We start from the raw sequence: 21,022 nt of genomic DNA, 5'->3' as shown, positions 1-21,022 counted from the left end.
GTGATCGGGTAGTGGGTTTCAGCAGGCAAAAGCCGATTATTGGGGCGATGTCGGGTCTCCGGCATGGCGGCCGGACGCCTGGAGTTGGTGTCGCGAATCACTGAAGTGGGGTGATCTGTCCAATCGGGTGCACAGAAACTAGAATGTGTTCTAGTGTCGAGTGATGGATGTGACCTACGAGGGGACCAAGAGGGAAGTCGCTACCGGCAAGGGGGTGTTGCGCTATCACGAGGCAGGCGAGGGGCCGCCGCTGATCCTGTTGCACGGCTCCGGCATCGGAGTCAGCGGCTGGCGAAACTACCGGGGGAACCTGGACGTCTTCGCCCGGCACTTCCATTGCTACATCCTGGAATTCCCCGGATTCGGCGTGAGTGATCCGGTGGACGGACATCCCGTGCTCACCGCGGGTTCGTCGGTGATCCGCTTCATGGACGCGCTCGGTATCCGATCGGCAGCGATGGTCGGCAATTCGATGGGCGGCGTCGTCGGTGTGAATGTCGCGATGAGGCACCCCGAGCGGGTCGCCAAGCTCGTCACCATCGGTGGGGTGGGGCCGAACATCTTCAGTCAGAACCCGAGCGAGGGCACGCGGCTACTGCAGGAGTTCGCGGACGGTCCGAGCCGCGAAAGGCTGGTCCGCTGGCTCGAGTGCATGGTCTACGACCCCGCGGTGATCACGGAGGAGCGGGTCGAGGAACGCTGGGTGACCGCCAACGATCCGGCGTCGCACAAGACGCTCGCGGCGATGTACGGCTCCACAGCGTTTGCGGCGCAACAACAGTTCATGGCCTCGTCGGATGCGCCGCCGTACTGGTCGATGATGCACAAGGTGCAGTGTCCGACCTTGCTCACCTGGGGCCGAGACGACCGGCAGTGCCCGCCGGACATGCCCATGGTGCCGATGCGGCTGATCCCCAATGCCGAGCTGCACGTGTTCCCGAACTGCGGTCACTGGGTGATGGTCGAGGCGAAGGAGGCGTTCGAGCGGATCGCTATCGAGTTCCTGCTTCGGTGACCTGACAACATTTCGCGGTCATGACCGAGGCCCTGCGGGGCAGAAGTTTCGGAATGTACCTCGGGTGCCAGGATTCCATACAAAGGGTCTGGCTGGGTGGATGGATCAGGAAAGGGTGGCAGGCGTGTTCAGATATGGCGAGTCCTGCTGAGCCGCATCTGGATTGATGAAACCAATGGGCCTGAGTCATGTGAATTCGGCTTGCTGATCACGGATAGGAGCGCTCGTGGACAGACGAAGGCGCCGGACGAGGCTACGTTACGTAGTAGCCAGGAGCGCCGACGTCGGCCGACCGGGTCGTGACAGGTCGACCTGTCACGGCATGGATGCCCTGTGTCATGCACTTACCTCAGAACGAGGCCATTCTGAAGAGACGGCCCTCCTCGCCCTCATCGCTTAGAGTGCGGACGACTTCGTTCGATGACAATGCAGCTGAGGAGGAATCTATCGGATCCGGTAGGTCTGAATCCAAAGTAGTAATAACTGGCTGTAAGCCCAAATGTGCATAACTGCGGAGCACTTCGAGTAGGCGTCGCTTAGCACGAGTCTCAAGACTCTCGAATGCGCCGTCATGGAACGCAAATCTCGGGAATGCCTGTTCTTTGTAGGACCTCAACACGGCTAGATCGAACGCGATACATAGTAACTTCTTGACCGTGAATCCCCTTGCGGCGCTCGTTTGGGCGCCCGCTGAATCCACTATATCCGCTGAGAATTCAAGAGAACCAGTGGAGGATACTGAGACCGTCAACAGGGCATGCTCGCCGAGTACCGAGTGCACGATCTCATCAAAATAGCGCTGAATCTCCAGGTAACGGCTATTCGAGTTCTCGGCGCATGCCTGTACGTCCAACTCGATAGCTGTCTGCAGCTGATTCTTCTTTTCTTGGATCTGTCGCTGTTCCTGTCGAAGGTGAACAATCGCGTTGAGTGCATCGCGTCGCCGCGTAAGTGACATGATATCCGCGCGTAGTGCAATCACGCGCTCGGATATCTCTTTGTACTTTGCGATCGTGTCGGATCCTTCTAGAAAGTCGAACAGACGTGCTCGCTGTATCTGTAGTTCCTCTTGTGCAGAGCCTATCGCGCGTAGTCGATCGGCCGCCTTCTGTCGATCTTTCAGTAGATACTCTCGACGCTCTTCGGCAATGGATCGATTGAATTCAACTAACTGATCAAATTCTTTCTTTAGTTGCCCGCTGAATGCGATTCCTGCCTCCGAGAATAACTGGGCGGACTGTTCGGTATTGAATAGGATTGATTCTTCCCTCAGTGACTCGTCAAGCCGCCACATTAGCTGGGAGAGTCTATAAGTCTCCTCATTGTGTTGAGAGATCTGTTCTTCGACATGCTCGACGAGTTCCTGATTTGCATCTGCATCCGCCTGGGAGAAGTCGAAAGTGTCTAGAGTCTGAGTGAGTTCTTCTAACTCACGGACTCGAATAGAAATTACGCCGTCGATCTTGACCACGTCAGCGTCGGTTGAAGCCCCACATTCGGTTCGGCGTCGCGCAATCTCATGATCCAGTGCAGCTTCCTCATCGATTTCGTTGTATAGATCGACAGTAAGTTGGGCATTCAGGCCGAGGAGATGTGCAAGGAATGGCTTCCATTCTCTGTGTTTTCCTCGGAACTTTCGTAGGTGAAAGACGTCACCGTAGTCATCCTGCTCTCGCAGGACATATCCCATGATGTCGCGATAGTCATAGGGGATACTACCGAGAATCCGAACAAGCCATCAAGCAGTCGTTTGGCGGGTGAGACGCCCAATCCGATGTGCAGCCAATCATTCGGACCGACGATGGTGGCGTCTGTGACATCGTCATCTGACACAAGAATTGAAACAGAATTTCGGGATTCAAGCGACCGGGCGACGGTCAGATAGGTTCCATTGTCTAACTGGACCTCCAGAAAGAAGACGAATCCCTCGAAGAGGCTCCCATGCTTGAATAGGAAGAAGGAAGCGTGTTTGCCTTTCAGGAGGCAAAAGTCGACAAGGCGAGCCACGGTGCTCTTGCCGAGGTTGTGAACCGTCTTGCCCTTATTTTCTGGCATTCTGATCTCTGCAACGACAACCGAGAGGCCGTCGTGGAATTGAATCGCATCAAAAATATTGGGCTTGTTTGTGTAGAGCCTGACAAGTCTCATGCGACAACCTTCCTGTTCCACTCGAAGGCATCAGCCTTTGGCAGGTACTCGACGAGTCCCAAGAGGTAGAGCAGGCTGACGGCGGGAGTAAAGAGATAGTCGACCCGTGCGCCGTGCTTGCGGCAGTGATCCAACAGAGCGTCATACCGCACAATCTGATGGCGGGATAGGTGCTTAATCATGATGCTAGCAACCGCCATGACTGTCTGGTCGGGGTGGTCGTGCTTACTGGGAAATAGCATTTGCGTCCACCTCGGTTTCTCCGATGTCGCAGTTCCAATACATGTAGAACACCATGGCTCGTGTGAGTCTGCGGTTGCGGCCTAGTAGGGGTCACGTGAAGTGAGTAGTTCCACCAGGTGGCTGAAGACTCTGTCGAATGTGTGGTGTTCTCCGCGGTGTGCGACGATCTTTAGGTCAAAATCCTCGGCGCAGTCTTCATAGATTTCCCGGATGTGAACGTTCCCTGGATCGGCTAAGAAGTCTTTTATTTGACGGAGGAGGTGTCCGTGATTTCTCATGAGCCGCGCAGATGTCTCGGCTGTCATGGAGTTTAGGACGTTTTTCGTCGCCAATGAGGTTCTCTCTTGTGGGCGACTTCCGCTGTTTGTAAGTTGTGCATCGATTCCATTTGAAATTGCTTCCACAACTTCGGCTAGTTCGCGGCTCGAGACGATCAGCGGTCCGTCAAGTGGGCTAATGCCAGCGAGTTGAGCTAGTCGTGGCTCCTCGCGGAAGGCCTCATCGAGGGCTTCGATGCCACACAGGTGCACGCTCTCGGGTGGAATCCCGATTCCTTGTGAGACTCTACCAATTAGATTTTCGTTTGCATTGGCAGTCAGATAGCGGTTGGAGTACAGGAGGTAGTTATTCAACTTGCCAGACTCGCGCAGTTGGCGCGCTCGCGGGAGTTCGGTTGTCAACACAGCGCTCTGTACGGTCCCGCTAAAGTCGGGATCAGAGAAGTACCCATATGACATTGTATGTTTAGCTTGAATGATTGAAATTCCGTCCCACGGGCGTGCGCGACTGGGGAAGCCGTCCGCGAGTCCCTCAAACCGAGCGTCTCGACCACCGTCGACACCGGCAGCGAACCCTTGGACGCCCTTACCAAGCTTGAGTTTCGCCGCCTGCACCACCAATGCCTCGAACTGTGCCTCGCTGAGGTCTTCGTATGCGTAGCCCACACCGCATGTTAGCGGTCGGTCTGGGAGACATGGCTGGGTATCGGTCTTGGAGGGTCCGCCTCGAGCGCGTTCGACGGAGGATCCCGTCGTTTGTCGGCAGTTTCAGATTCGCGGTGCCCAGTTCGTCTCTTGAACGCCGACACTGGCTCGGGTTAGGTCCATGTGTCGCTCGCGGCCCGAGACCTAGCGGCCTGTTCTCAAACGATGAAGTCCGAGTTCACTGCTCGCGGGCATAACGACCGGCCGGCTTGACTCCGGTGCGCGCCAACTTGTCTCATACCGACTGCGGCTCGAGTTCCTCGGCGTCCGCCCCAGCCGGCGAGGTTGCGGGCGATGTCGAGCGGGGTGGGTGCGGCGAGGCGGACCCGGGTGCGGCCGTCCTCGGCCTCGCCTTCGGTGTGGCAGTGCCTGCCGAAGTGGTCGCGCAGGATCGACGCGTTCCTGGCCTCGATGAGCACGGTCGCCCAGGTGGACCCGCGTCGCTCTTCCATCTTCCCAACCACCTGCTCCCATGCGGCGGCGAGCTCGAAGTCGTCGGGCCGATCGGCGGGCTGATCACCTGGGCCGCGAACCGGCAGTTCCCGCCGGACATGCCCATGGTGCCGATGCGGCTGATCCCCAATGCCGAGCTGCACGTGTTCCCGAACTGCGGTCACTGGGTGATGGTCGAGGCCAAGGAGGCGTTCGAGCGAATCGCCATCGAGTTCCTGCTTCGGTGAGGGTGTACCTACTGCAGCGGTACCCAGAGCTGGCACAGGTGGCGTGCGAGCAATTCTGATGTGTACATCTCGAAGATCGGTTCGTTGTTCACTGCCAGCCCGCGGGTTTCGATCTCCCCGAAAATGCTCGACCATGCCTCACCCACGCCCTCGGCGGTGTGCGGCACATCGAATACCGCGTATTCCCCGCCGTGGAGGCTGTCATCGCCAACTGCGCCGTCGAGTTCGAGACCGTCGCTCACGACTATCGCCGCGTCATAGCGGCACTCGTCGGGCGGTGTCACCGAGGGATCGTCCCTCGGAATCCCGCACAGGATCGCATCGTCGCGGAGCAGTCCTCGGCGAGATGCCCACTGCCTGATGTCGGCTATCGCCTGGGCGTTGCCCTGTCCGAACGGTCCGGTCACACGCACAAAGGCGAGGCGGCGAGTCGGAATGTGTTGAAGCGTCATGCGCATGATTTCTCCCACTGTTGTTCGGCGGCAGCGAAGGTATCACGGTTTAAATAGGGTCTGACCAGCATTTTAATACTTGCGATAGGCTGTCCGTGATTGCTGGTCGCACGAATTGCACAGTCCGGAGGAAGTCCGGATGGCACGTCCCGATGGGTCCTCGGGCCCCCGGCTCGGGCGTGCTCGTCACTTCGCCGTCGAAGACTCCTGATGCTGCCAGGTTGCATACGCATACCTGGAGGTTGGAAGTGAGTCGCACGACGTTCACCGTCTTCTACGACGGACAGTTTTGGGTCGGCCTGCTCGAGGTCGTCGACGACGGCGAATTGCGCGTCGCCCGTCACGTGTTCGGGTCCGAACCCAGCGGCCCCGAACTCTACGAGTTCTCGCTGCGTGACTACGGCGCGTTGTCCGCTCGCGCGCACCGCTCACGCGCGGTGCCGGTCGACCAGCGGCAGCCAGCACCGCGGCCGGTCAATCCCAAGCGGCTGGCGCGGCAGGTCGCGAAGGAACGAGCCCAGCCGGCGGTCAGCACGGTCGCCCAGGAGGCCATCAAGCAGAGCATTTCCGAGAACGCCGTTGCTCGGAAGTCCAGGAGTAGGCACCGCCGCGACACCGCCGCGCATGCCCGCCGACAGATCGCCCGCGCGAAGGCGAAGGCGCGACACCGGGGAAAGGCATGAAACGCCCGGCCGCCTAGCCCTCTTCGTCTTGTGTCGGTGTGGTGCCGCCGGCATACCGACCGGCGAGCTCGATCCCGATGCGCGCCAACTCGTCCCGCACCGACCGCGGCTCGAGCACCTCGACGTCCGCGCCCCAGCCGGCGAGGTTGCGGGCGATGTCGAGCGGGGTGGGTGCGGCGAGGCGGACCCGGATGCGGCCGTCCTCCGCCTCGCCTTCGGTGTGGCAGTGCCTGCCGAAGTGGTCGCGCAGGATCCGCACGAATCTGGCCTCGATGAGCACGGTCGCCCATGTCGTCGAGCGTCGCTCTTCCATCCTCCCGACCACCTCTTCCCAAGCGGCGGCGAGCTCGAAGTCGTCGGGCCGGTCGGCGGGCTGATCGGTCGCCTCGGCCTCGGTGATCCGGTCCACTCGGAAGGTTCGCCTGCCGCGCTCGGTCCCGGCGATCAGGTACCAGGTGTCATCCTTGTCGACCAGGCCCCACGGGTCGACGAGGCGTTCGCTCCGCTCGCGGGCGCCGTTCACATACGTCAACCGGACCCTGCGCCTGCGGACCACGGCGGACTGCAGTTGGTCCACCAACTCGGGTCGGCGGCGATCCCTCTCGCCCCAGCGGGTCGGGTCGATCATGGTGGCGCCCGCGGCTGCCTCGGCCTCGGCCCGAAACGTCTGGGGCAGAGCACGTACGAGCTTGCGCAGCGCCGCCTTGGCCTCGCCCGACACCGCCGCGGCGGGGCCGACGAGCAGGAACAGGGCCTGCGCCTCGTTGGACGACAGTCCGGACAGGTCCGTGCGGGCGCCACCGACGAGCGCCCAGCCGCCACCGCGGCCGGGCTGCGGGTACACCGGGATGCCTGCCGCGGACAGTGCCTCCAGGTCGCGGCGGGCGGTGGCGACGGAAACCTCGAGCTCGTCGGCCAGCTCGGCGGCCGTCACCCGGCCGCGGGACTGCATGAGCAGGAGGGTGGCGACGAGTCGGTCTGCGCGCATGTTTTTCAGTTTCCCCGCAAAAGTGCTCAATTGGTGAGCACTTTGGTCGGAATGATGGTTCGTGTCACCAACCGAACGAGGGAAGGAACCACCGATGTTGCGAGGACTCACCACCGTCAGCTTCTTCGCCGACGATGTCGCGGCCGCCAAGGACTGGTACACCGAGGTGCTCGGGATCGAGCCGTACTTTGCCCGCGAGATCGACGGGCAGACCGCCTACGTCGAGTTCCGCATCGGCGACTTCCAGCACGAGCTCGGCATCATCGACGGCCGGTTCGCGCCGCATGACCGCTCGGACAGGGCCGGTGGCCAGGTGACCTACTGGCACGTGGACGACGTCGAGGCCGCGTTCGAGCGGCTGCTGGCGTTGGGCGCCACCGTGCACGACAAGCCGACCGAGCGCGGACCCGGATTCGTCACCGCCTCCGTCGTCGACCCGTTCGGGAACATCCTCGGTGTCATGTACAACCAGCACTACCTCGACATCCTCGGCTCGAAGGAGGCATGAGATGACCGACGTGAGCACCCCCGACGTCGGCACCTTCGCCCCGCGAACCACCGCCGACTGGCGCGACTGGCTGGCACGAAACGGCCGGTCGGAGAAGGAGATCTGGCTGATCATCCACCACAAGGACAGCGGCACACCGAGCCCGCGCTACCACGAGGCGATCGAGCAGGCCCTCTGCTTCGGCTGGATCGACGGCCTGCACCGCAAGCACGATGCGGACAGTTCCCGGCTGCGGTTCACCCCCGCAACCCGCGCAGCACGTGGAGCCGGGTGAACCGGGAACGCGCGGCGAACATGATCGAGCTGGGCCAGATGACCCCGCACGGCCAGGCCCTGATCGATGTCGCCAAGGCCGCCGGGACCTGGCAGGTGGTGCCCGACGACGGCGCCGAGCTGCCCGACGATCTGCGGGAACCGCTGCACCGCAACGAGGCGGCCCGCGCCAACTTCGAGGGCTTTCCGCCGTCCTCGAAGAGGCTGATCCTCGAGTGGATCGCGACGGCGAAGCGACCGGAGACGAGGCAGCGACGGATCGATCGGACGGTCGAGCTCGCGGCGGTCAACATCCGGGCCAATCACCCCGGGGTGCGGGCCGGCGCCGGTGCCCTCCCGCACAGCGTCGCGGTGTGACACGCTGAGATCATGCGCGCCACTCCGGGCGGGCGCCTCGCCGCCCTGCGGTTCGCGGCGGCCGTCCTCGGCGTCACGGCGTCGCTGATCGCGTGTGGCAGCCAGGAGGAGAACCCCGCGGGCAACACGGTGCCCACGGCGGACACGCCGCAGGCCGACATCGCCCGGACGTTCGACATCGGCGACGGGCGGCAGATGTACCTGGAGTGCCGCGGCACCAGATCTCGCGATGATGAAGTCCCGACGGTGGTGCTGGTGCCCGGCGCCGTCGCCGCCGCGGACACCTGGAGCGAGGTCGCCGATCAATCCGGTGACATGGTGCCGAGCGGGTCCGCCGTGTATCCGGAGGTCGGCGCGTTCACGCGGGTCTGCTCCTACGACCGGCCAGGGACCGCACGCGCGGGCGACGAGTTCACCCCGTCCACGCCGGTGTCGCAGCCGACCGACCCGCAGCGGGACACCGCCGACCTGCACGCGTTGTTGACGGCGGCGGAGGTGCCCGGTCCCTACGTGCTCGTCGGGTGGTCGTACGGGGGACCGATCGCGCGGGTGTACGCGGGCACCCATCCCGACGAGACGGCGGGCCTGGTTCTCGTGGACGGCATGTCGGAGTTCCTCCAGAGCGAGATGACCCCCGCCGAGTTCTCGGTGTTCCTGCGGATGAACGAGCTGGACAACGAACGCCGCACCGCCCAGTGGGCGGACGTCGAGCAGCTCGACCCCACCGCGATCTTCGCTCAACTGCACGCCGCTCCGCCGGTTCCCGACGTGCCGGTTGTGGTGCTCAGCGGGGACACCTTCGACCCGGACGCCTTCCGCGCCCGCCTGCCCGCCGACGCGCCCGCCGACTACCCGGAGGTGTTCTGGCGGGCGCAGCTGGCGTCGCAGGACAGCCTCGCCCTGCTGTTTCCCGGCGCGCAGCACATCACGAAGACGAACAGCGGCCACAACATCCACAACGAGTCGCCGCAGCTGGTGATCGACGCGATTCGTGACGTGGTCGCGGCGGCGCGAGGCTAGGACGTCGCCGTATTCGAACCGCTCGAAACACTATTTCCTGCAAGCTGATTCGCTTGGTGAGCAGCGCCCCTTCCGAGGTCATCGCTCGAAGACCTTTATGCATGGGCGCCGATCAGTGTAAGAGTGCGTTCCATGACGATGAACGATGCTCCGGACGATCTGATCGAGGTGGTCTGGGTGTTTACCGGGTTGTTGCTTCTGCTGGTCGTGGTCTGTGTTGCCGCCGGCCGCGGAGCGATCCCGGTCAACTCCTTCGTCGGTATCCGCATCCCCGCATTGAAGCGCAGTGAGGCTGCATGGCGGGCGGGGCATGCGGCCGCTGTGATGCCCGCGGCGATCGCGTTCGTGATCGCCGGCATGTGCAGCGGGATCGGACTCGTCGCGCCGGTTGCCTATTGGGGCACGATCATCGCGATGGTGGGCGGAGTGATCTGGGCGTTGGTCCGCGCGGCGAGGGCCGCCGCCTGAGTTGCAGGATCCTCGTCTCGTCACCCGTCCTCGGCCGGCACGAGGGCCGCGGTGATGTGGGTCAGCACGCACAGCCACCGGTTCTCGCGCCGGACGAACACGTCCGACGTCCATTCATCGGCGTCGAACTGTTGGCCCGCGTAGTGCGCGGTGTTCGTCACCCGCGCCGTGAACACCGCGGTGTCACCGTGGATCCGGACCCTCGCCCCACTGGCCCGGTCCATGGCGGAATGGGTCAACTCGCCCGACCTGACAAAGCCGAGGAACTGCGCTTTCGGGGCGATCCCCGATTCGGACACGATCACCCAGTCGTCCGCCATGAAGGCGGCGATCCGTTCGGCGTCGTTGGACACGATCGCCTCGTACCAGTCGTCGCAGATCGTGACGAGTTCCGCCCCCGCGTCCGCGATCAGGTCGTCGTCCATGGAATGCTCCGTCCTTCGGCTTCACCTGCAGACCCTATGAACGGCCGGGCGCTGCAGACTTGGACGATTGGGAACCCGGTCAGGCCTTGCCGTACCGCGAGTAGGTGATGCCAGAGCGGAAGACCTTCGCGTCGAGCAGTGCCAACTCCGGTATCTCGAACCCGTCGGGGAACAACCGGCGGCCCCGGCCCTGCACGACCGGGTAGACGAACAGTCGATACTCGTCGACGAGCCCTGCCTCGATCAGGGTGTGACACAGCGTGATGCTGCCGGTGATCACGATGTCCTTGCCCGGCAGCATCTTCAACGCGCGGACCTCCTCGGTGGGTTCGCCGGAGAGGACCGTCGAGTTCTGCCACTGGGGGTCGGTCATGGTCGAGGAGACGACGTACTTCTGTACTCGGTTGAGGTAGTCGGTGATCCCCGTGGCATCGTCGGACTGCTTGGGCCAGTATCCGCGTAGGTCTTCGAATGTGCGCCTGCCCACCAGAAACCCGTCGGCTGCACGGTCTTGACGGTGCGACTCCTCGAGCAGATCAGAGTTGTCCACCCCGCTCTGACCCTGGGGATCGAACCAATCTCCCAACATCTCGACCGAGCCGTCGATGGTGATGTTCTGTGTGATTGCCAGCGTGCGCATCTCGGCGTCCCGCGGATCAGTTGTCGGGCACGACCGCGCCGGTGGTGGCGTCGACGTCCACGTCGTAGTCCCACCCTTGGGTGTTGCGGATGTGGACGTGCCACACCGTCTTGCCGTCGTGCTGAGACGTTTCCGAGGAGACGATCGTGCCGCCGGGGACGGTCGCGAGGGCGGTCTGCTCCGCCTGTTCCTTGGTGACCGTCACCGCCGGGTTCGGTGAGGCCGGCATCGTCGTGCGGTTGTCGTCGTCGTGATCGTCCTGGTCTCGGTCCACCACGGCGCCGGTGGCGGCGTCGACGTCCACGTCGTAGTCCCAGCCTTGGGTGTTGCGGATGTGGACGTGCCACACGGCCGTGCCGTCGTGCTGAGCGGTCTCGGAGGAGACGACCACGCCGCCGGGGACGGTCGCGAGGGCGGCCTGCTCCGCCTTCTCCTTGCTGACCGCCGCCATCACCGGCGAGCTCGTGGCAGGCGCGGTCGTCACCGCCGCTGTGGCGGACGTCGTGGGAGTGTCATCGCTGTCCGAGTCACATCCGGCCAGCAGCAGCGCCGCAGCCGCGGCGATGGGGATCAGGCTCGCGCCTCGCACCATTCTCGGGTTCATCGTGGTTCCTCGATTCGGTTGAAGGTGAACTCTCTGTTTTCAAGGCAGCGTCCAGAACTGCCGCGTCACGAGATAGAAGACGACGACCCAGAACGTCATCATCCCGGCGACGATGGCGATCCCCCGTATGTTCGACCTGGCTTCGGGCACGTCCGGGGGCGGCCGCAACCAGCTCCCCAGCAGCCGGTTCACGTAGTGCGGCATGGTCACGAAGGTCATGGCGAAGCTGGAGAACAGGTTTCCGATGAGCAGGCCAAGCCACAGCGGCATCTTCAGCGGGGACATCGCGAGGGCGAGCAGCACGACGGTGGGGTAGAGGCCGACCCAGACGGCGATGGAGGTCTTGACGTCGGATGGTGGCGGCGCCTCGTTCCCCTTCTCGTCGAAGGCGAACCAGCTGCCGAAGGAGTTGTCGACGGTGCGTGAGGAGAACTCGTGGAACCCCTCGCCCTCGGCCAGGAGCTGCTGCCGCTTGTTGGAGGTGAGCCACGTGAAGAGGTTCGCGGCGTTGTCGTAGCGGTAGAGCGCGGTCCACTCGTCCTGGATGCCCTCGATGGGGCGGAACAGTTCGCTGCCGCGAAAGCCCTCGAACTTGCACTCCGCCAGCCGCATCCGGTTCTGCCATTCGAGGAAGGCGTCGACGTTGTCCGGCGCAACGCGGTGGGTCACGACGACCGTCACGAGCTGGTCGGTCGGCCGGGATCCGCCGGTGATCACCTGCTGCGTCGCGGGGCCGTCGAGGTACTGCTGCCCCCGGTCGAGCCAGGCCTGGCGGGTGGCGCTGTTGACCCAGGCCTGCACGTTGGCGACGGAGTCGAAGCGGTAGACCACCACCCAATCGGGTTGCACGGCAGTGGGTGCCGAGATCTGGGCACCGAGGAAACCGGCGTAGTGCGAGGCGGCGACGTTGATCTCCTCCTGCCAGGCCTTGAACGCCGACTCGCAGCCGCGGCGCACCCGCTGCCCGATGATGACCGTGGCGGTGTCGCGGGTGCGCTCCTCGGCTGCCATGGCCGCCTCCCTACGGCCGCACCGACGGGGCGCGGGTCCGCGACTCGACCAGCGGGCCGTAGATGCGCTCGGGTGTCAGCGGCAGCGCCCGGAACCGCACCCCCGTCGCGTTCTGGAGGGCGTTGGCCAGCGCGGGTGCGACCGGGTTGATGCAGCACTCCGCCATGCCCTTCGCGCGCATCGGCCCTACCGAGTCCGCCGAGTCGACCAGGAGCACCTCGGTGCGGGGCACGTCGGCGTAGGTGGGGATGCGGTAGTTGCGTAGGTTCGGGTTGACCATCGCCCCGGCGCCGTCGACGTGGAAGTTCTCGGTCAGCGCGAAGCCGATGCCCTGCGCGACGCCGCCCTCGACCTGCCCGCGCACCTGCGCCGGGTTGATGATCACCCCGGCGTCGGTGGCCTGCACGCTGCGCAGGACGCGGATCTCGCCGGTGACCCGGTGCACGGCGATCCGGAAGCCGTGCGTGTTGGACACCACGCTGCGCGGCGAGCCGTATGCCTTGCGGGCGGCGGTGAACCGGATGCCGCGGGCACCTGCGGCCAACTGGAGCACGGTCAGCGGTACGCGGGTGCCGTCGCAGAGGACGCCGCCGTCGTCCATGGCGCAGGCGGCGACGTCGACCCCCGTGTGCGCGGCGGCGAACGCGAGGATCCGGTCGCGCAGGGCGTTCGACGCCCGCAGTACGGCGTTGCCGGACACGAACAGGCCCGCGCTGGCGAAGGCGCCGGTGTCGAAGCCGGTGCGGTCGGTGTCGGACTGAACCAGGCGTATCCGCGACGGCGTGGTCCCGAGCTGGTTCGCGGCGATCTGCACGTGTGCGGTCGAGGTGCCCTCGCCGAACTCGACGGTGCCGACGGCGAGCTCGTAGACGCCGTCGTCGCCGAGGGTCACCCAGGCCTCGGAGACGTGCTCGGTCGGGGGAGCGGTCTCGTGCAGTGAGCTCGCGGCGCCGGTCCCCACGAGCCAGTCGTCACCGGCGGGCGGGTCGGAGCCGCCGTGCCGCAGGGCCTCGTCGACAAGGTCGATGCAAGTTCCGAGCCCGTCCTCCGCGAACACGACGTCGTCGGGTCCGTCCTCGAAGGCGACCAGGGAGTCGCCGGGGCGCACGATGTTGCGGCGTCGCAGCTCGAGGGGTCGATACCGAGCGCGACCGCCAGCTCGTGCATGGCGGACTCCACCGCGAACGCGGGCTGGGTCATGCCGTATCCGCGCAGCGCGCCGCTGGGCACGGTGTTGGTGTACACCGAGTACGCGTCGTATTTCTTGTTGGCGCACCGGTAGATCGAGACGGCGGCCCCGCCCGCGAAGAGCGTCTCGCCGCCGTGGTTGCCGTAGGCGCCGGTGTTCGAGACGTTGCGGATCTTCATCGCGGTGAGGGTGCCGTCGGCCTTCGCACCGAGGGTGACCGTCAGCTTCATCGGGTGACGCGGCGAGGCCGTCGTGAACTCCTCCTCCCTGGTGTACTCCAGGCAGACCGGGCGTCCGGTGTCCAGCGTGGCGAGGGCTACCAGGTCCTCGGAGATCACCTCCTGCTTGCCGCCGAATCCGCCGCCGACCCGCTTGCAGAACACCCGCAGCTGGTCGGGACGCAGGGCGAACAGGTGGGCCAGCTTGACCTTCGCGATCGACGGCGACTGGGAGCTGGTCCGCACGTGCAGGCGGCCCTCCTCCATCCACGCGATGGACCCGTGCGTCTCCAGGTGCGCGTGCTGCACGCGCGGGGAGAAGTAGGTGCCCTCGTGGACGACATCGGCCTCCGCCAACCCGGTCTCGACGTCGCCGACGTGCCCGTGCAGTTCGAGCAGGATGTTGTGCACGGGGTCCCGCACGAACGGGTCGTGCGAGCCGTGCAGCGCGGGCGCGCCGTGGGCCATCGCCTCCTCCGGGTCGAACACCGCCTGCAGCGGCTCGTATTCGACGACCACCCGGCGGCAGCCCTCCTCCGCGGCCCCGACGGTGTCGGCCAGCACCGCGACCACCCGCTGCCCGACGAAGCGCACCGTGTCGTCGAGGATGTAGGTGTCGTCGGGGTCGACGAGGTGATCGGTGTGGATCGCGGTGGTGAAGCGCTTCCGCGGCACGTCCTCCCAGGTGTAGACGCGGTGCACGCCGGGCACCGCGAGCGCGGCGGTCTTGTCGATCGAGACGATGCGGGCGTGCGCGTGCGGCGAGTGCAGCACCTTCAGGTGCAGCATGCCCTCGATCTCGGTGTCCATCGTGAACTCGGCGCGGCCGGTCACCACGTCGGTGGCGGCCGGGGCGGCGACGCTGGTGCCGACGGCGCGACCGGGGAGCGCGTCCTCGATCCCCGTGACCCCGTGCACGGCGTCCTCGATCGACCGGTAGCCGGTGCAGCGGCAGAGGTTGCCCTTGAGCGCGCGGGGCAGGTCCAGCTTCTGGGCGTCGGTGAAGGTCGCCGACGTCATGATCATGCCCGCGGTGCAGAAGCCGCACTGGAAGCCGGGGGCGTCGCGGAACTGCCGTTGCAGCGGGTGCAGATTCTCGGGGGTGCCGAGGCCCTCGATGGTCGTCACCTCGCGGCCCTCCGCCCGGAACGCGGGGGTGATGCAGCTGTGCACCGGATCACCGTCGAGCCATACCGTGCAGGCGCCGCAATCGCCTGCGTCGCAACCCTTCTTGACGCCGTGGTGGCCGAGTTCCCGCAGGTGCGTCCGCAGGCACTGGCCGGGGCGCGGCTCCTCGTCGAAGGTCTTGCCGTTGACGGTGTACGTCATGACCGGTCTCCCGATTCCAACTCCACGCGGATCTCCTCCGCGAAGTGCCGCGCGAGGTGGTGGCGGTGCTCGGGGGTGCCGTTCGGGTCGTCGAACCACAGGTCGTCGGGGAGGGAGTCGATGCCGCGTCGCATCGTCTCGGCGTCCGGCACGGCCTCGAACTGCATGCGCACCGGACGCGTGGTGCCCGCCGTGATGGTGAGGGCGAGGTCGGCGGTGCCGGGGGTCTGGGTGGCGATCATGAACAGGGTGGAGCGCCCCAGTCGGGTGAGGGTGAAGCGGCGGTGGGTGTGGCGTTTGCGCAGTGCGGCGGCGGGGATGTCGATGCGGCGCAGGACCTCGCCGGGCGCCAGCACATTGAGGTGGTCGCCGGTGACGAAGTCGGCCGCGTCGACGGTGCGCTGCGATCCGTCGGGCGCCCACAGCGTGTAGGTCGCCTCGAGCGCCACGGTCATCGTGATCATCGGGCCCGCGGGCAGCGACATGCAGATGTTGCCGCCCACCGTCGCCGAGTTCCACACCTTGAACGAGGCCAGGAACGCCTCGCAGCTCGTCCTCAGCAGCGGGCCCGCCCGCCAATCGCTCTGCGGCGCAAGGTCGTACAGATCGCGAACCGTGCACGTCGCGCCGATCTCCAAGCCGGACTCGCTCGGTATGAGGGCATCCCAGCCGAGTGCGGTGAGGTCCACCAGCCTGCGCAGTTCGGGCTGCGGAACGGAGAACAGCCACGTTCCCCCGGCCAGCCAGGCATCGCCGTCGCGCCAGTCCGCGCCGGGGCGGTCGGGTGGTCGCCGCACGACATCGCTGATGGTGTTGAGATCCATGGGACCGCTCCCGTCAGGGAATGTGTCGTGCCAAACATACGCCGACCGGGTCCGCGCGGGTCGGCGTTTGGGGCGCCGGGAGGCATATTCGTGCGGCCTCGTATGGCTGGTCCGGCCGGGTGGGTCTCCGTATGTCGCGCCTGGCGTGGCGGTGCTCAGTTTCCCGGGGTGATCAGGCCCGATTCGTACGCGAGCACCACGGCCTGCACCCGGTCACGCAGGTCCAGCTTCGACAGAATTCGTCCCACGTGGATTTTCACGGTGCCCTCGGACACCTCCAGGTCGCCCGCTATCTCGCGATTCGACCGGCCGGCCGCGAGCCCGGCGAACACCGTCCGCTCCCGGTCGGTGAGCGCGTTGAGCACCGTGTCTCGCCTGGCCTGCCGGTCCGGTTCGGGCAGAAGCGGCATGAACTGATCGATCAGGCGTCGGGTCGCGGTCGGAGCGAGCACGGCCTCCCCGTCCGCCACCGTGCGAATCGCGGCGAGTAGAGCCGTCGGGGGCGCATCCTTGAGCAGAAACCCGCTGGCACCGGCCTTCAGGCCGGCATAGAGGTACTGGTCCACATCGAAGGTGGTGAGGATCAGGATCTTGCAGGCGGGCTGGGCGTCGAGAATGGCTGCGGTGGCCGCGATGCCGTCCATGGTCGGCATCCGGACGTCCATCATCACGACGTCCGGTTCGAGAGCTGCCGCCATCCGGACCCCGGTCGCGCCGTCCCCGGCCTCGCCGACCACCTCGATGTCGGATTCGGCCTCCAGGATCAGCCGAAATCCCATCCGCAGTAGGGATTGATCGTCGACCAACAGCACACGGATCACGTGCTCTGTCCTTCGTCCAGGCGAAGCCGCGCGGAGACCCGCCAACCGCGGGGCCCCCTCGGACCGGACCGCAACACGCCGCCATACGTGTGGACTCGCTCCCGCATGCCGATCAGGCCGCCGCCCCCGCCGGGCGGCGTCGTCGCGGCCGCTCCGTCACCGTCGTCCTCGACGTCCACCCGGATCTCGCCGGGCAGGTACCGCAGGCACACGGAGGCGCGGGTGCCCTTGCCGCCGTGTTTGAGGGTGTTGGTGAGCGCCTCTTGCACCAGCCGATAGACCGTGAGCTGGATGGTGGCGGGTAGGGCGGTGGCGTTCCCGTGCACCTCGAATGAGGTCGGAAGTCCTGCGTCACGCACCCGGGCGATGAGCACGTCGAGTTCGGTCAGGTCCGGGACGGGCGCGAGCACGTCATCGCCGGGGCTCCCGATCTCGTTCTCGCGCATGACTCCGAGCAGCCTTCTGGTGTCGGCCAGTGCCTGTCGGCCGGTGGCGGACACAGTGCGCATCACCTCGATCCCGCGTTCGGGCGAGGTTGCGCTCGCGGCGACGGCACCCTCGCTGAGGGCAACCATGACGGTCAGGTGGTGCGCGACGATGTCGTGCATCTCGCGGCTGATCCGCGCGCGTTCAGCGGCCGCGGCCAGCGCACCCTGCTGGTCGCGCTCGTGTTCCAAACGCACCGCGCGATCGCGGAGTTCGGCAAGGTATGCGCGCCGGGTCGATGCGTACAGTCCGAGCCCGAGTGCGGTACCGACCAGGCCTGACACGAGGATCGAGGCGTGCCACCAACTGCTGCCGGTGGTGCGGACGGTGGAGACGATCATGGCGAATTCGAGGGAGGCTGCCGCTGCCAGCGCCTCCAGTCGCGATTGTGCAGCGGCGACGGTGTAGAGCGCGATGAGCAGGCCCAGGTCGGCGGCGATGTTGTCGTTCCAGAGTCCGGCGGCGACCGCGCTGATCAGGACCCAGGTGAATACCGGGATCGGAAAGATGCGCCGGACCGTCAGCGGTGCAAGCACGGCGACCAAGACCGCGATCGCGAACAAGGGCGGGTCCTCGCCGTCGTGGAAGAGGTCGGGCATCGCCACCGCCACCGCCACCGCCGCGACGATCGCATCGAAGGCCCAGCGGGCCGACGAACGGTCATCGAGATGTTCTGCCGGGCGGAGGCAACGCATGGTGGTCATCGGCGCGCGTGCCTCCTTCTGTCGTCTCGGCGACTGCGACTCGATCGACGCTAGGACCACTATGCCCGTCTTCGCATCGTCCGAGCGGACACAATCGGGGCCTATCGGTATGCCCCAAGGCATATGCGCATGTACGCCGCAGGTCGCGATCTTTCTGAAATGCGTAGTCCTGTATCGGTTTTAGTCAATTCGACTGCTCTACTGGGCTCGCGTCCATGGTGGATGCGCTGGAGCGGGAGGGCAGGTCGATGTCGATCAACTGTGAATTGCGTTCGAGGAGGGCCTTGTGTGCCGTCATGGGGGCGCTCGTGGTGGCGGTCGGGGCCACCGGATGCGCAGGTACGAGTGAGGGCTCCGCTTCGATCGGCTCGGAGTCCTCGGCGCCCGCCGGCGTGCAGATGGATCAGGCGACGTCCGCGAAGCTGGACACGGCAATAGCGGAGGCGGTCCGGAAGACCGGGGTACCTGGCGCGATCGTGGGCGTGTGGGGACCGAATGGCAGCTATGTCCGTGCAACGGGGACGGCGGACACCGCGACCGGTGCTCCCATGAAGACCGACTTCTACAGCCGGATCGGTAGCGTGACCAAGACTTTCACGGCGACGGCGCTGCTACAGCTGGTCGATGAGGGCAAGGTCGGACTCGATGATCCGATCTCGATGTACGTCGACGGTGTGACCGAGGGCGACAGAATCACCCTGCGCCACCTGGCGGGCATGCGAAGCGGGCTGGCCGACTACACCTACGCCGAACAGTTCAGCACCGATTTCCTTGCCGACCCCAAGGGTGATTTCAGCCCGGGGCAGCTGGTGGGATACATCAAGGGCGAAGCATTGCATTTCGAGCCGGGTGACCGGCTCGAATACTCCAACACCAACTTCATCCTGCTGGGGATGGTCGTAGAGAAGGTGTCGGGGGACTCGATGACGAACATCATCAAGGCGAAGATCCTTGAGCCGCTGGGGATGAAGGACACCAACTTTCCGACGTCGAACGCCTTTCCGGAGCCGCACGCCCAGGGCTACACGACGCAGACGAAGGACGAAACGCTCGCTGTCGCGACCGATTGGAATCCGTCGTGGGGCTGGGCCGCCGGGTCGATGATCTCGACGCTCGACGATCTGCGGACCTGGGCGCACGCGCTGTACAAGGGCGACCTGCTCGATGCGGATACCCAGCGGCAGCGAATGCAGATGTTGCCGGCTGAGGGGATCGACGGCGTCGGGTATGGCCTCGGGGTCTTCGATGTGCAGGGATGGATCGGGCACAACGGGAGCCTGCCCGGCTACAAGAGCGTCGTCGTGTACCTGCCGGAGAAGGATCTGACCATGGTCATTCTGATCAACTCGGACATCGACACGCTGGACACCGGCTCGAGCGGTGTCCTCGCCACCGCCGTCACCGAGGTGATCAGCCCCGATCACGTCTACACGTTGAGCGGATAGGTCCGGATGGCGGGCAGGCGCATCCACGCTGGCGGTTTCGGTGCCTCGGAGGCGGCCGGATATGATGGGCGCGCTTTGTCCGCCTCCTTAGCTCAGTGGTAGAGCACTCGCCTTGTAAGCGAAAGGTCGTCAGTTCAATCCTGACAGGGGGCTCAACGAGTCGGATGCACTCCGCTGCAGGTGAGGGCCATTTCCTTTCGGAAGTGGTCCTCACTGCGCTCTTGCCCGCATCGTGCCCACCCTCTCCTCAAGTCGGTTCGCCTCGTCGTCGAGATCGTCATCGAACGGATCTGCGTATCGGACGGCCCCGCCCTCAATCCGTCTGCTGGCGATGGTGAGCATGGCGGATCGGTACGGTCCTGCCCGGACCAGTGGTTACCAGGCGAGGCCGAGTGCGCACCGTCCGACGTGGATTTCCGGTCTCACCCGTATTGTGCTCCGGCCCCGTACATTTGCATCGTTGTCGGCTCATCCAGGTTCACTTGACGTCAAGGTGAGGGGTAGTTCGGATGGATCTGTCCTCGATGCTCGAGGTAACACATAACGCCCGCGGTCTCGAGGGGCTACCACTCGTGGGCGGCGGCGCGGTGCGTGCTGGGGTGCTGTATCGCTCCTACGCGTTGAGTTCGCTCACCCCGATGGGAGTTGAGCAGTTGGTGTCGTTGGGGATCGGGACGGTCGTGGATCTACGGACCGAGGGAGAGCGGCATCGGGCACCGGATGTGCTTCCTGCGGACGGTTCCGTCCGGCTCATCTCGCTGCCTGTCGAGGGTGGGGCCATGGACGAGCTCGTGCAGCAACTGCTTCCCTCCGATGGCCGCAGTAGATCGCTGACGCACGATCAGATTCAGAGCATCGTCGATCGGGTTCCGGCGTTGAGTGATCTCTACGTGACGATTCTCGAGAACAGTGCTGCCGCGTTCGCGACCGCAGCGAGGAGCATCGTCACTCCTACGGACCGGTCTCGTCAGGGCGTGCTTTTCCACTGCACCGCCGGAAAGGACCGGACCGGGTTGGTATCGGCGATACTGCTGATGCTCGCCGATGTCGAACGGCGGGCGATCGTCGAGGACTACATGCGTACGGGAGAGAACCTGGCGGGTCCGTTCGCCGAGCAGTTGCTCGGCCTCATCACGTCCTTGGGCATTCCTGCTGTGCCGAGACTCCGCGCCCTGGCGACGGAGTCGCCGGTCGATGCGATCGAGACGGCTATGGACTGGCTTGATCGGGTGCACGGCGGCGCCGCTGGATACCTGCGTGCAGGTGGGTTGTCCGACGCCGAAATCGAGAGCGTGCGAACACAGCTACGCGACGCGGTCGACCCGGTCACGATGAAGCCCGATGAACTGATCCCGGCGGGCGGGTAGCGCGACACGATCGGCGGCCGCCGGATCACTCGTTTCATGGACCAGGAGTCGGCGTCGTGCCCGTCGGGATCATCTGCGACAGGTGACGCGTGGAAAGTGCCGCTCGGCGCGCGCTGACCGGCGGATACTGGACGAGACCTG

The 21,022-nt window shown here is 65.2% G+C and carries 23 protein-coding genes, 1 tRNA gene and 3 pseudogenes; 11 read left to right on the top strand and 16 right to left on the bottom strand.

Going from position 1 to position 21,022, the window contains the following annotated elements; translation table 11 throughout:
- Positions 1-163: 163 nt before the first annotated feature.
- The gene (locus BTZ20_RS22480; RefSeq protein ID WP_077042879.1) at positions 164-1,015 is read left to right on the top strand and encodes an alpha/beta fold hydrolase; all 852 of its coding nucleotides are present in this window, start codon (positions 164-166) and stop codon (positions 1,013-1,015) included.
- A gap of 349 nt (positions 1,016-1,364) precedes the next feature.
- On the opposite strand, the gene BTZ20_RS22475 is transcribed toward BTZ20_RS22480, so the two are convergent.
- The 6 genes and pseudogenes from BTZ20_RS22475 to BTZ20_RS28625 all read right to left on the bottom strand — a co-directional run.
- On the bottom strand, positions 1,365-2,705 hold the full coding sequence (locus tag BTZ20_RS22475; protein ID WP_083742798.1) for a DUF2326 domain-containing protein: 1,341 nt from the start codon (positions 2,703-2,705) through the stop codon (positions 1,365-1,367).
- The gene (locus tag BTZ20_RS26980) at positions 2,594-3,163 is read right to left on the bottom strand and encodes a hypothetical protein (RefSeq protein WP_145982396.1); all 570 of its coding nucleotides are present in this window, start codon (positions 3,161-3,163) and stop codon (positions 2,594-2,596) included. The genes BTZ20_RS22475 and BTZ20_RS26980 overlap by 112 nt, the downstream gene beginning before the upstream one ends.
- Entirely contained in the window at positions 3,160-3,345 is a 186-nt protein-coding gene (locus BTZ20_RS29965; protein ID WP_411269166.1) for an ABC-three component system middle component 8, read from the bottom strand. The genes BTZ20_RS26980 and BTZ20_RS29965 overlap by 4 nt, the downstream gene beginning before the upstream one ends.
- A 43-nt stretch (positions 3,346-3,388) precedes the next feature.
- Complete coding sequence (locus tag BTZ20_RS29960) at positions 3,389-3,460, bottom strand: hypothetical protein (protein WP_411269165.1); 72 nt, start codon at positions 3,458-3,460, stop codon at positions 3,389-3,391.
- Between the two features lie 26 nt (positions 3,461-3,486).
- Positions 3,487-4,350: an ABC-three component system protein gene (locus tag BTZ20_RS26975; RefSeq protein WP_145982395.1), complete on the bottom strand. Its 864-nt coding sequence runs from the start codon at positions 4,348-4,350 to the stop codon at positions 3,487-3,489.
- A gap of 274 nt (positions 4,351-4,624) precedes the next feature.
- Positions 4,625-4,907 (bottom strand): annotated as a pseudogene (locus tag BTZ20_RS28625) (WYL domain-containing protein); the annotation flags it as partial.
- Between BTZ20_RS28625 and BTZ20_RS28620 the strand changes: the two are divergent.
- Positions 4,902-5,069: pseudogene (locus tag BTZ20_RS28620) on the top strand (alpha/beta fold hydrolase); the annotation flags it as partial. The pseudogenes BTZ20_RS28625 and BTZ20_RS28620 overlap by 6 nt on opposite strands.
- An 8-nt stretch (positions 5,070-5,077) precedes the next feature.
- Here BTZ20_RS28620 and BTZ20_RS28615 read toward each other — a convergent pair.
- Positions 5,078-5,527: a GyrI-like domain-containing protein gene (locus BTZ20_RS28615; RefSeq protein ID WP_077042877.1), complete on the bottom strand. Its 450-nt coding sequence runs from the start codon at positions 5,525-5,527 to the stop codon at positions 5,078-5,080.
- Between the two features lie 242 nt (positions 5,528-5,769).
- Between BTZ20_RS28615 and BTZ20_RS22445 the strand changes: the two genes are divergently transcribed.
- Positions 5,770-6,204, top strand: coding sequence for a YjdF family protein (locus BTZ20_RS22445; RefSeq protein ID WP_077042876.1), 435 nt, complete (start codon positions 5,770-5,772; stop codon positions 6,202-6,204).
- A 13-nt stretch (positions 6,205-6,217) separates the two neighbouring features.
- On the opposite strand, the gene BTZ20_RS22440 is transcribed toward BTZ20_RS22445, so the two are convergent.
- Complete coding sequence (locus BTZ20_RS22440) at positions 6,218-7,192, bottom strand: helix-turn-helix transcriptional regulator (protein ID WP_077042875.1); 975 nt, start codon at positions 7,190-7,192, stop codon at positions 6,218-6,220.
- Between the two features lie 94 nt (positions 7,193-7,286).
- Here BTZ20_RS22440 and BTZ20_RS22435 point away from each other — a divergent pair, with 94 nt between their 5' ends.
- From BTZ20_RS22435 to BTZ20_RS22420, 5 genes are all read left to right on the top strand, one after another.
- Positions 7,287-7,700 (top strand): VOC family protein, encoded by a 414-nt coding sequence (locus BTZ20_RS22435; protein ID WP_077042874.1) that lies wholly within the window; start codon positions 7,287-7,289, stop codon positions 7,698-7,700.
- A gap of 1 nt (position 7,701) precedes the next feature.
- Positions 7,702-7,974 (top strand): YdeI/OmpD-associated family protein, encoded by a 273-nt coding sequence (locus BTZ20_RS28610; protein ID WP_223263473.1) that lies wholly within the window; start codon positions 7,702-7,704, stop codon positions 7,972-7,974.
- Positions 7,971-8,330 carry a YdeI/OmpD-associated family protein gene (locus BTZ20_RS28605; protein ID WP_223263472.1) on the top strand — a complete coding sequence of 120 codons (360 nt, stop codon included), beginning with the start codon at positions 7,971-7,973 and terminating at the stop codon, positions 8,328-8,330. Before BTZ20_RS28610 ends, BTZ20_RS28605 begins: the two co-directional genes overlap by 4 nt.
- Positions 8,331-8,342: 12 nt before the next feature.
- Positions 8,343-9,350: an alpha/beta fold hydrolase gene (locus BTZ20_RS22425; RefSeq protein ID WP_077042873.1), complete on the top strand. Its 1,008-nt coding sequence runs from the start codon at positions 8,343-8,345 to the stop codon at positions 9,348-9,350.
- Positions 9,351-9,482: 132 nt separating this feature from the next.
- Entirely contained in the window at positions 9,483-9,818 is a 336-nt protein-coding gene (locus BTZ20_RS22420) for an SdpI family protein (protein ID WP_145982394.1), read from the top strand.
- Positions 9,819-9,838: 20 nt separating this feature from the next.
- Here the strand turns inward: BTZ20_RS22420 and BTZ20_RS22415 are convergent, their stop codons facing one another.
- The 8 genes and pseudogenes from BTZ20_RS22415 to BTZ20_RS22380 form a co-directional block, all read right to left on the bottom strand.
- Positions 9,839-10,243, bottom strand: a complete 405-nt coding sequence (locus BTZ20_RS22415; protein WP_077042871.1) for a nuclear transport factor 2 family protein — start codon at positions 10,241-10,243, stop codon at positions 9,839-9,841.
- Positions 10,244-10,322: 79 nt separating this feature from the next.
- On the bottom strand, positions 10,323-10,883 hold the full coding sequence (locus BTZ20_RS22410; RefSeq protein WP_077042870.1) for a dihydrofolate reductase family protein: 561 nt from the start codon (positions 10,881-10,883) through the stop codon (positions 10,323-10,325).
- A gap of 16 nt (positions 10,884-10,899) precedes the next feature.
- A complete protein-coding gene (locus BTZ20_RS22405; protein WP_077042869.1) occupies positions 10,900-11,487 on the bottom strand; it encodes a PepSY domain-containing protein in 588 nt (195 codons plus the stop codon).
- A 39-nt stretch (positions 11,488-11,526) separates the two neighbouring features.
- Positions 11,527-12,498, bottom strand: coding sequence for an antibiotic biosynthesis monooxygenase (locus BTZ20_RS22400; RefSeq protein ID WP_077042868.1), 972 nt, complete (start codon positions 12,496-12,498; stop codon positions 11,527-11,529).
- A 10-nt stretch (positions 12,499-12,508) separates the two neighbouring features.
- Positions 12,509-15,234 (bottom strand): annotated as a pseudogene (locus BTZ20_RS22395) (molybdopterin-dependent oxidoreductase).
- On the bottom strand, positions 15,231-16,058 hold the full coding sequence (locus tag BTZ20_RS22390) for an FAD binding domain-containing protein (protein WP_077042867.1): 828 nt from the start codon (positions 16,056-16,058) through the stop codon (positions 15,231-15,233). Before BTZ20_RS22390 ends, BTZ20_RS22395 begins: the two are co-directional and overlap by 4 nt.
- A 155-nt stretch (positions 16,059-16,213) precedes the next feature.
- On the bottom strand, positions 16,214-16,879 hold the full coding sequence (locus BTZ20_RS22385) for a response regulator (protein WP_077042866.1): 666 nt from the start codon (positions 16,877-16,879) through the stop codon (positions 16,214-16,216).
- Positions 16,876-18,069, bottom strand: coding sequence for a sensor histidine kinase (locus BTZ20_RS22380; protein WP_145982393.1), 1,194 nt, complete (start codon positions 18,067-18,069; stop codon positions 16,876-16,878). The genes BTZ20_RS22385 and BTZ20_RS22380 overlap by 4 nt, the downstream gene beginning before the upstream one ends.
- 215 nt (positions 18,070-18,284) lie before the next feature.
- Here BTZ20_RS22380 and BTZ20_RS22375 point away from each other — a divergent pair, with 215 nt between their 5' ends.
- From BTZ20_RS22375 to BTZ20_RS22365, 3 genes are all read left to right on the top strand, one after another.
- Positions 18,285-19,514 (top strand): serine hydrolase domain-containing protein, encoded by a 1,230-nt coding sequence (locus BTZ20_RS22375; RefSeq protein WP_223263471.1) that lies wholly within the window; start codon positions 18,285-18,287, stop codon positions 19,512-19,514.
- 81 nt (positions 19,515-19,595) lie between these two features.
- A tRNA-Thr gene (locus tag BTZ20_RS22370) sits at positions 19,596-19,667 on the top strand.
- 356 nt (positions 19,668-20,023) lie between these two features.
- Positions 20,024-20,881, top strand: a complete 858-nt coding sequence (locus tag BTZ20_RS22365; RefSeq protein ID WP_077042864.1) for a tyrosine-protein phosphatase — start codon at positions 20,024-20,026, stop codon at positions 20,879-20,881.
- Positions 20,882-21,022: the final 141 nt, after the last annotated feature.

The organism is Rhodococcus sp. MTM3W5.2, assembly GCF_001984015.1.
Classification (GTDB): domain Bacteria; phylum Actinomycetota; class Actinomycetes; order Mycobacteriales; family Mycobacteriaceae; genus Rhodococcus_G; species Rhodococcus_G oryzae.
The sequence above is the reverse complement of the archived record's forward strand: the minus strand, read 5'-3'. Positions and strand labels throughout refer to the sequence as shown.

Coding starts and splice junctions, on each gene's coding strand:
- BTZ20_RS22480 (WP_077042879.1), top strand. CDS start 164: ATGGATGTGACCTACGAGGGGACCAAGAGGGAAGTCGCTACCGGCAAG.
- BTZ20_RS22475 (WP_083742798.1), bottom strand. CDS start 2,705: ATGGGATATGTCCTGCGAGAGCAGGATGACTACGGTGACGTCTTTCAC.
- BTZ20_RS26980 (WP_145982396.1), bottom strand. CDS start 3,163: ATGAGACTTGTCAGGCTCTACACAAACAAGCCCAATATTTTTGATGCG.
- BTZ20_RS29965 (WP_411269166.1), bottom strand. CDS start 3,345: ATGATTAAGCACCTATCCCGCCATCAGATTGTGCGGTATGACGCTCTG.
- BTZ20_RS28615 (WP_077042877.1), bottom strand. CDS start 5,527: ATGCGCATGACGCTTCAACACATTCCGACTCGCCGCCTCGCCTTTGTG.
- BTZ20_RS22440 (WP_077042875.1), bottom strand. CDS start 7,192: ATGCGCGCAGACCGACTCGTCGCCACCCTCCTGCTCATGCAGTCCCGC.
- BTZ20_RS22435 (WP_077042874.1), top strand. CDS start 7,287: ATGTTGCGAGGACTCACCACCGTCAGCTTCTTCGCCGACGATGTCGCG.
- BTZ20_RS28610 (WP_223263473.1), top strand. CDS start 7,702: ATGACCGACGTGAGCACCCCCGACGTCGGCACCTTCGCCCCGCGAACC.
- BTZ20_RS22425 (WP_077042873.1), top strand. CDS start 8,343: ATGCGCGCCACTCCGGGCGGGCGCCTCGCCGCCCTGCGGTTCGCGGCG.
- BTZ20_RS22420 (WP_145982394.1), top strand. CDS start 9,483: ATGACGATGAACGATGCTCCGGACGATCTGATCGAGGTGGTCTGGGTG.
- BTZ20_RS22415 (WP_077042871.1), bottom strand. CDS start 10,243: ATGGACGACGACCTGATCGCGGACGCGGGGGCGGAACTCGTCACGATC.
- BTZ20_RS22410 (WP_077042870.1), bottom strand. CDS start 10,883: ATGCGCACGCTGGCAATCACACAGAACATCACCATCGACGGCTCGGTC.
- BTZ20_RS22405 (WP_077042869.1), bottom strand. CDS start 11,487: ATGAACCCGAGAATGGTGCGAGGCGCGAGCCTGATCCCCATCGCCGCG.
- BTZ20_RS22400 (WP_077042868.1), bottom strand. CDS start 12,498: ATGGCAGCCGAGGAGCGCACCCGCGACACCGCCACGGTCATCATCGGG.
- BTZ20_RS22390 (WP_077042867.1), bottom strand. CDS start 16,058: ATGGATCTCAACACCATCAGCGATGTCGTGCGGCGACCACCCGACCGC.
- BTZ20_RS22380 (WP_145982393.1), bottom strand. CDS start 18,069: ATGACCACCATGCGTTGCCTCCGCCCGGCAGAACATCTCGATGACCGT.
- BTZ20_RS22375 (WP_223263471.1), top strand. CDS start 18,285: ATGGTGGATGCGCTGGAGCGGGAGGGCAGGTCGATGTCGATCAACTGT.
- BTZ20_RS22365 (WP_077042864.1), top strand. CDS start 20,024: ATGGATCTGTCCTCGATGCTCGAGGTAACACATAACGCCCGCGGTCTC.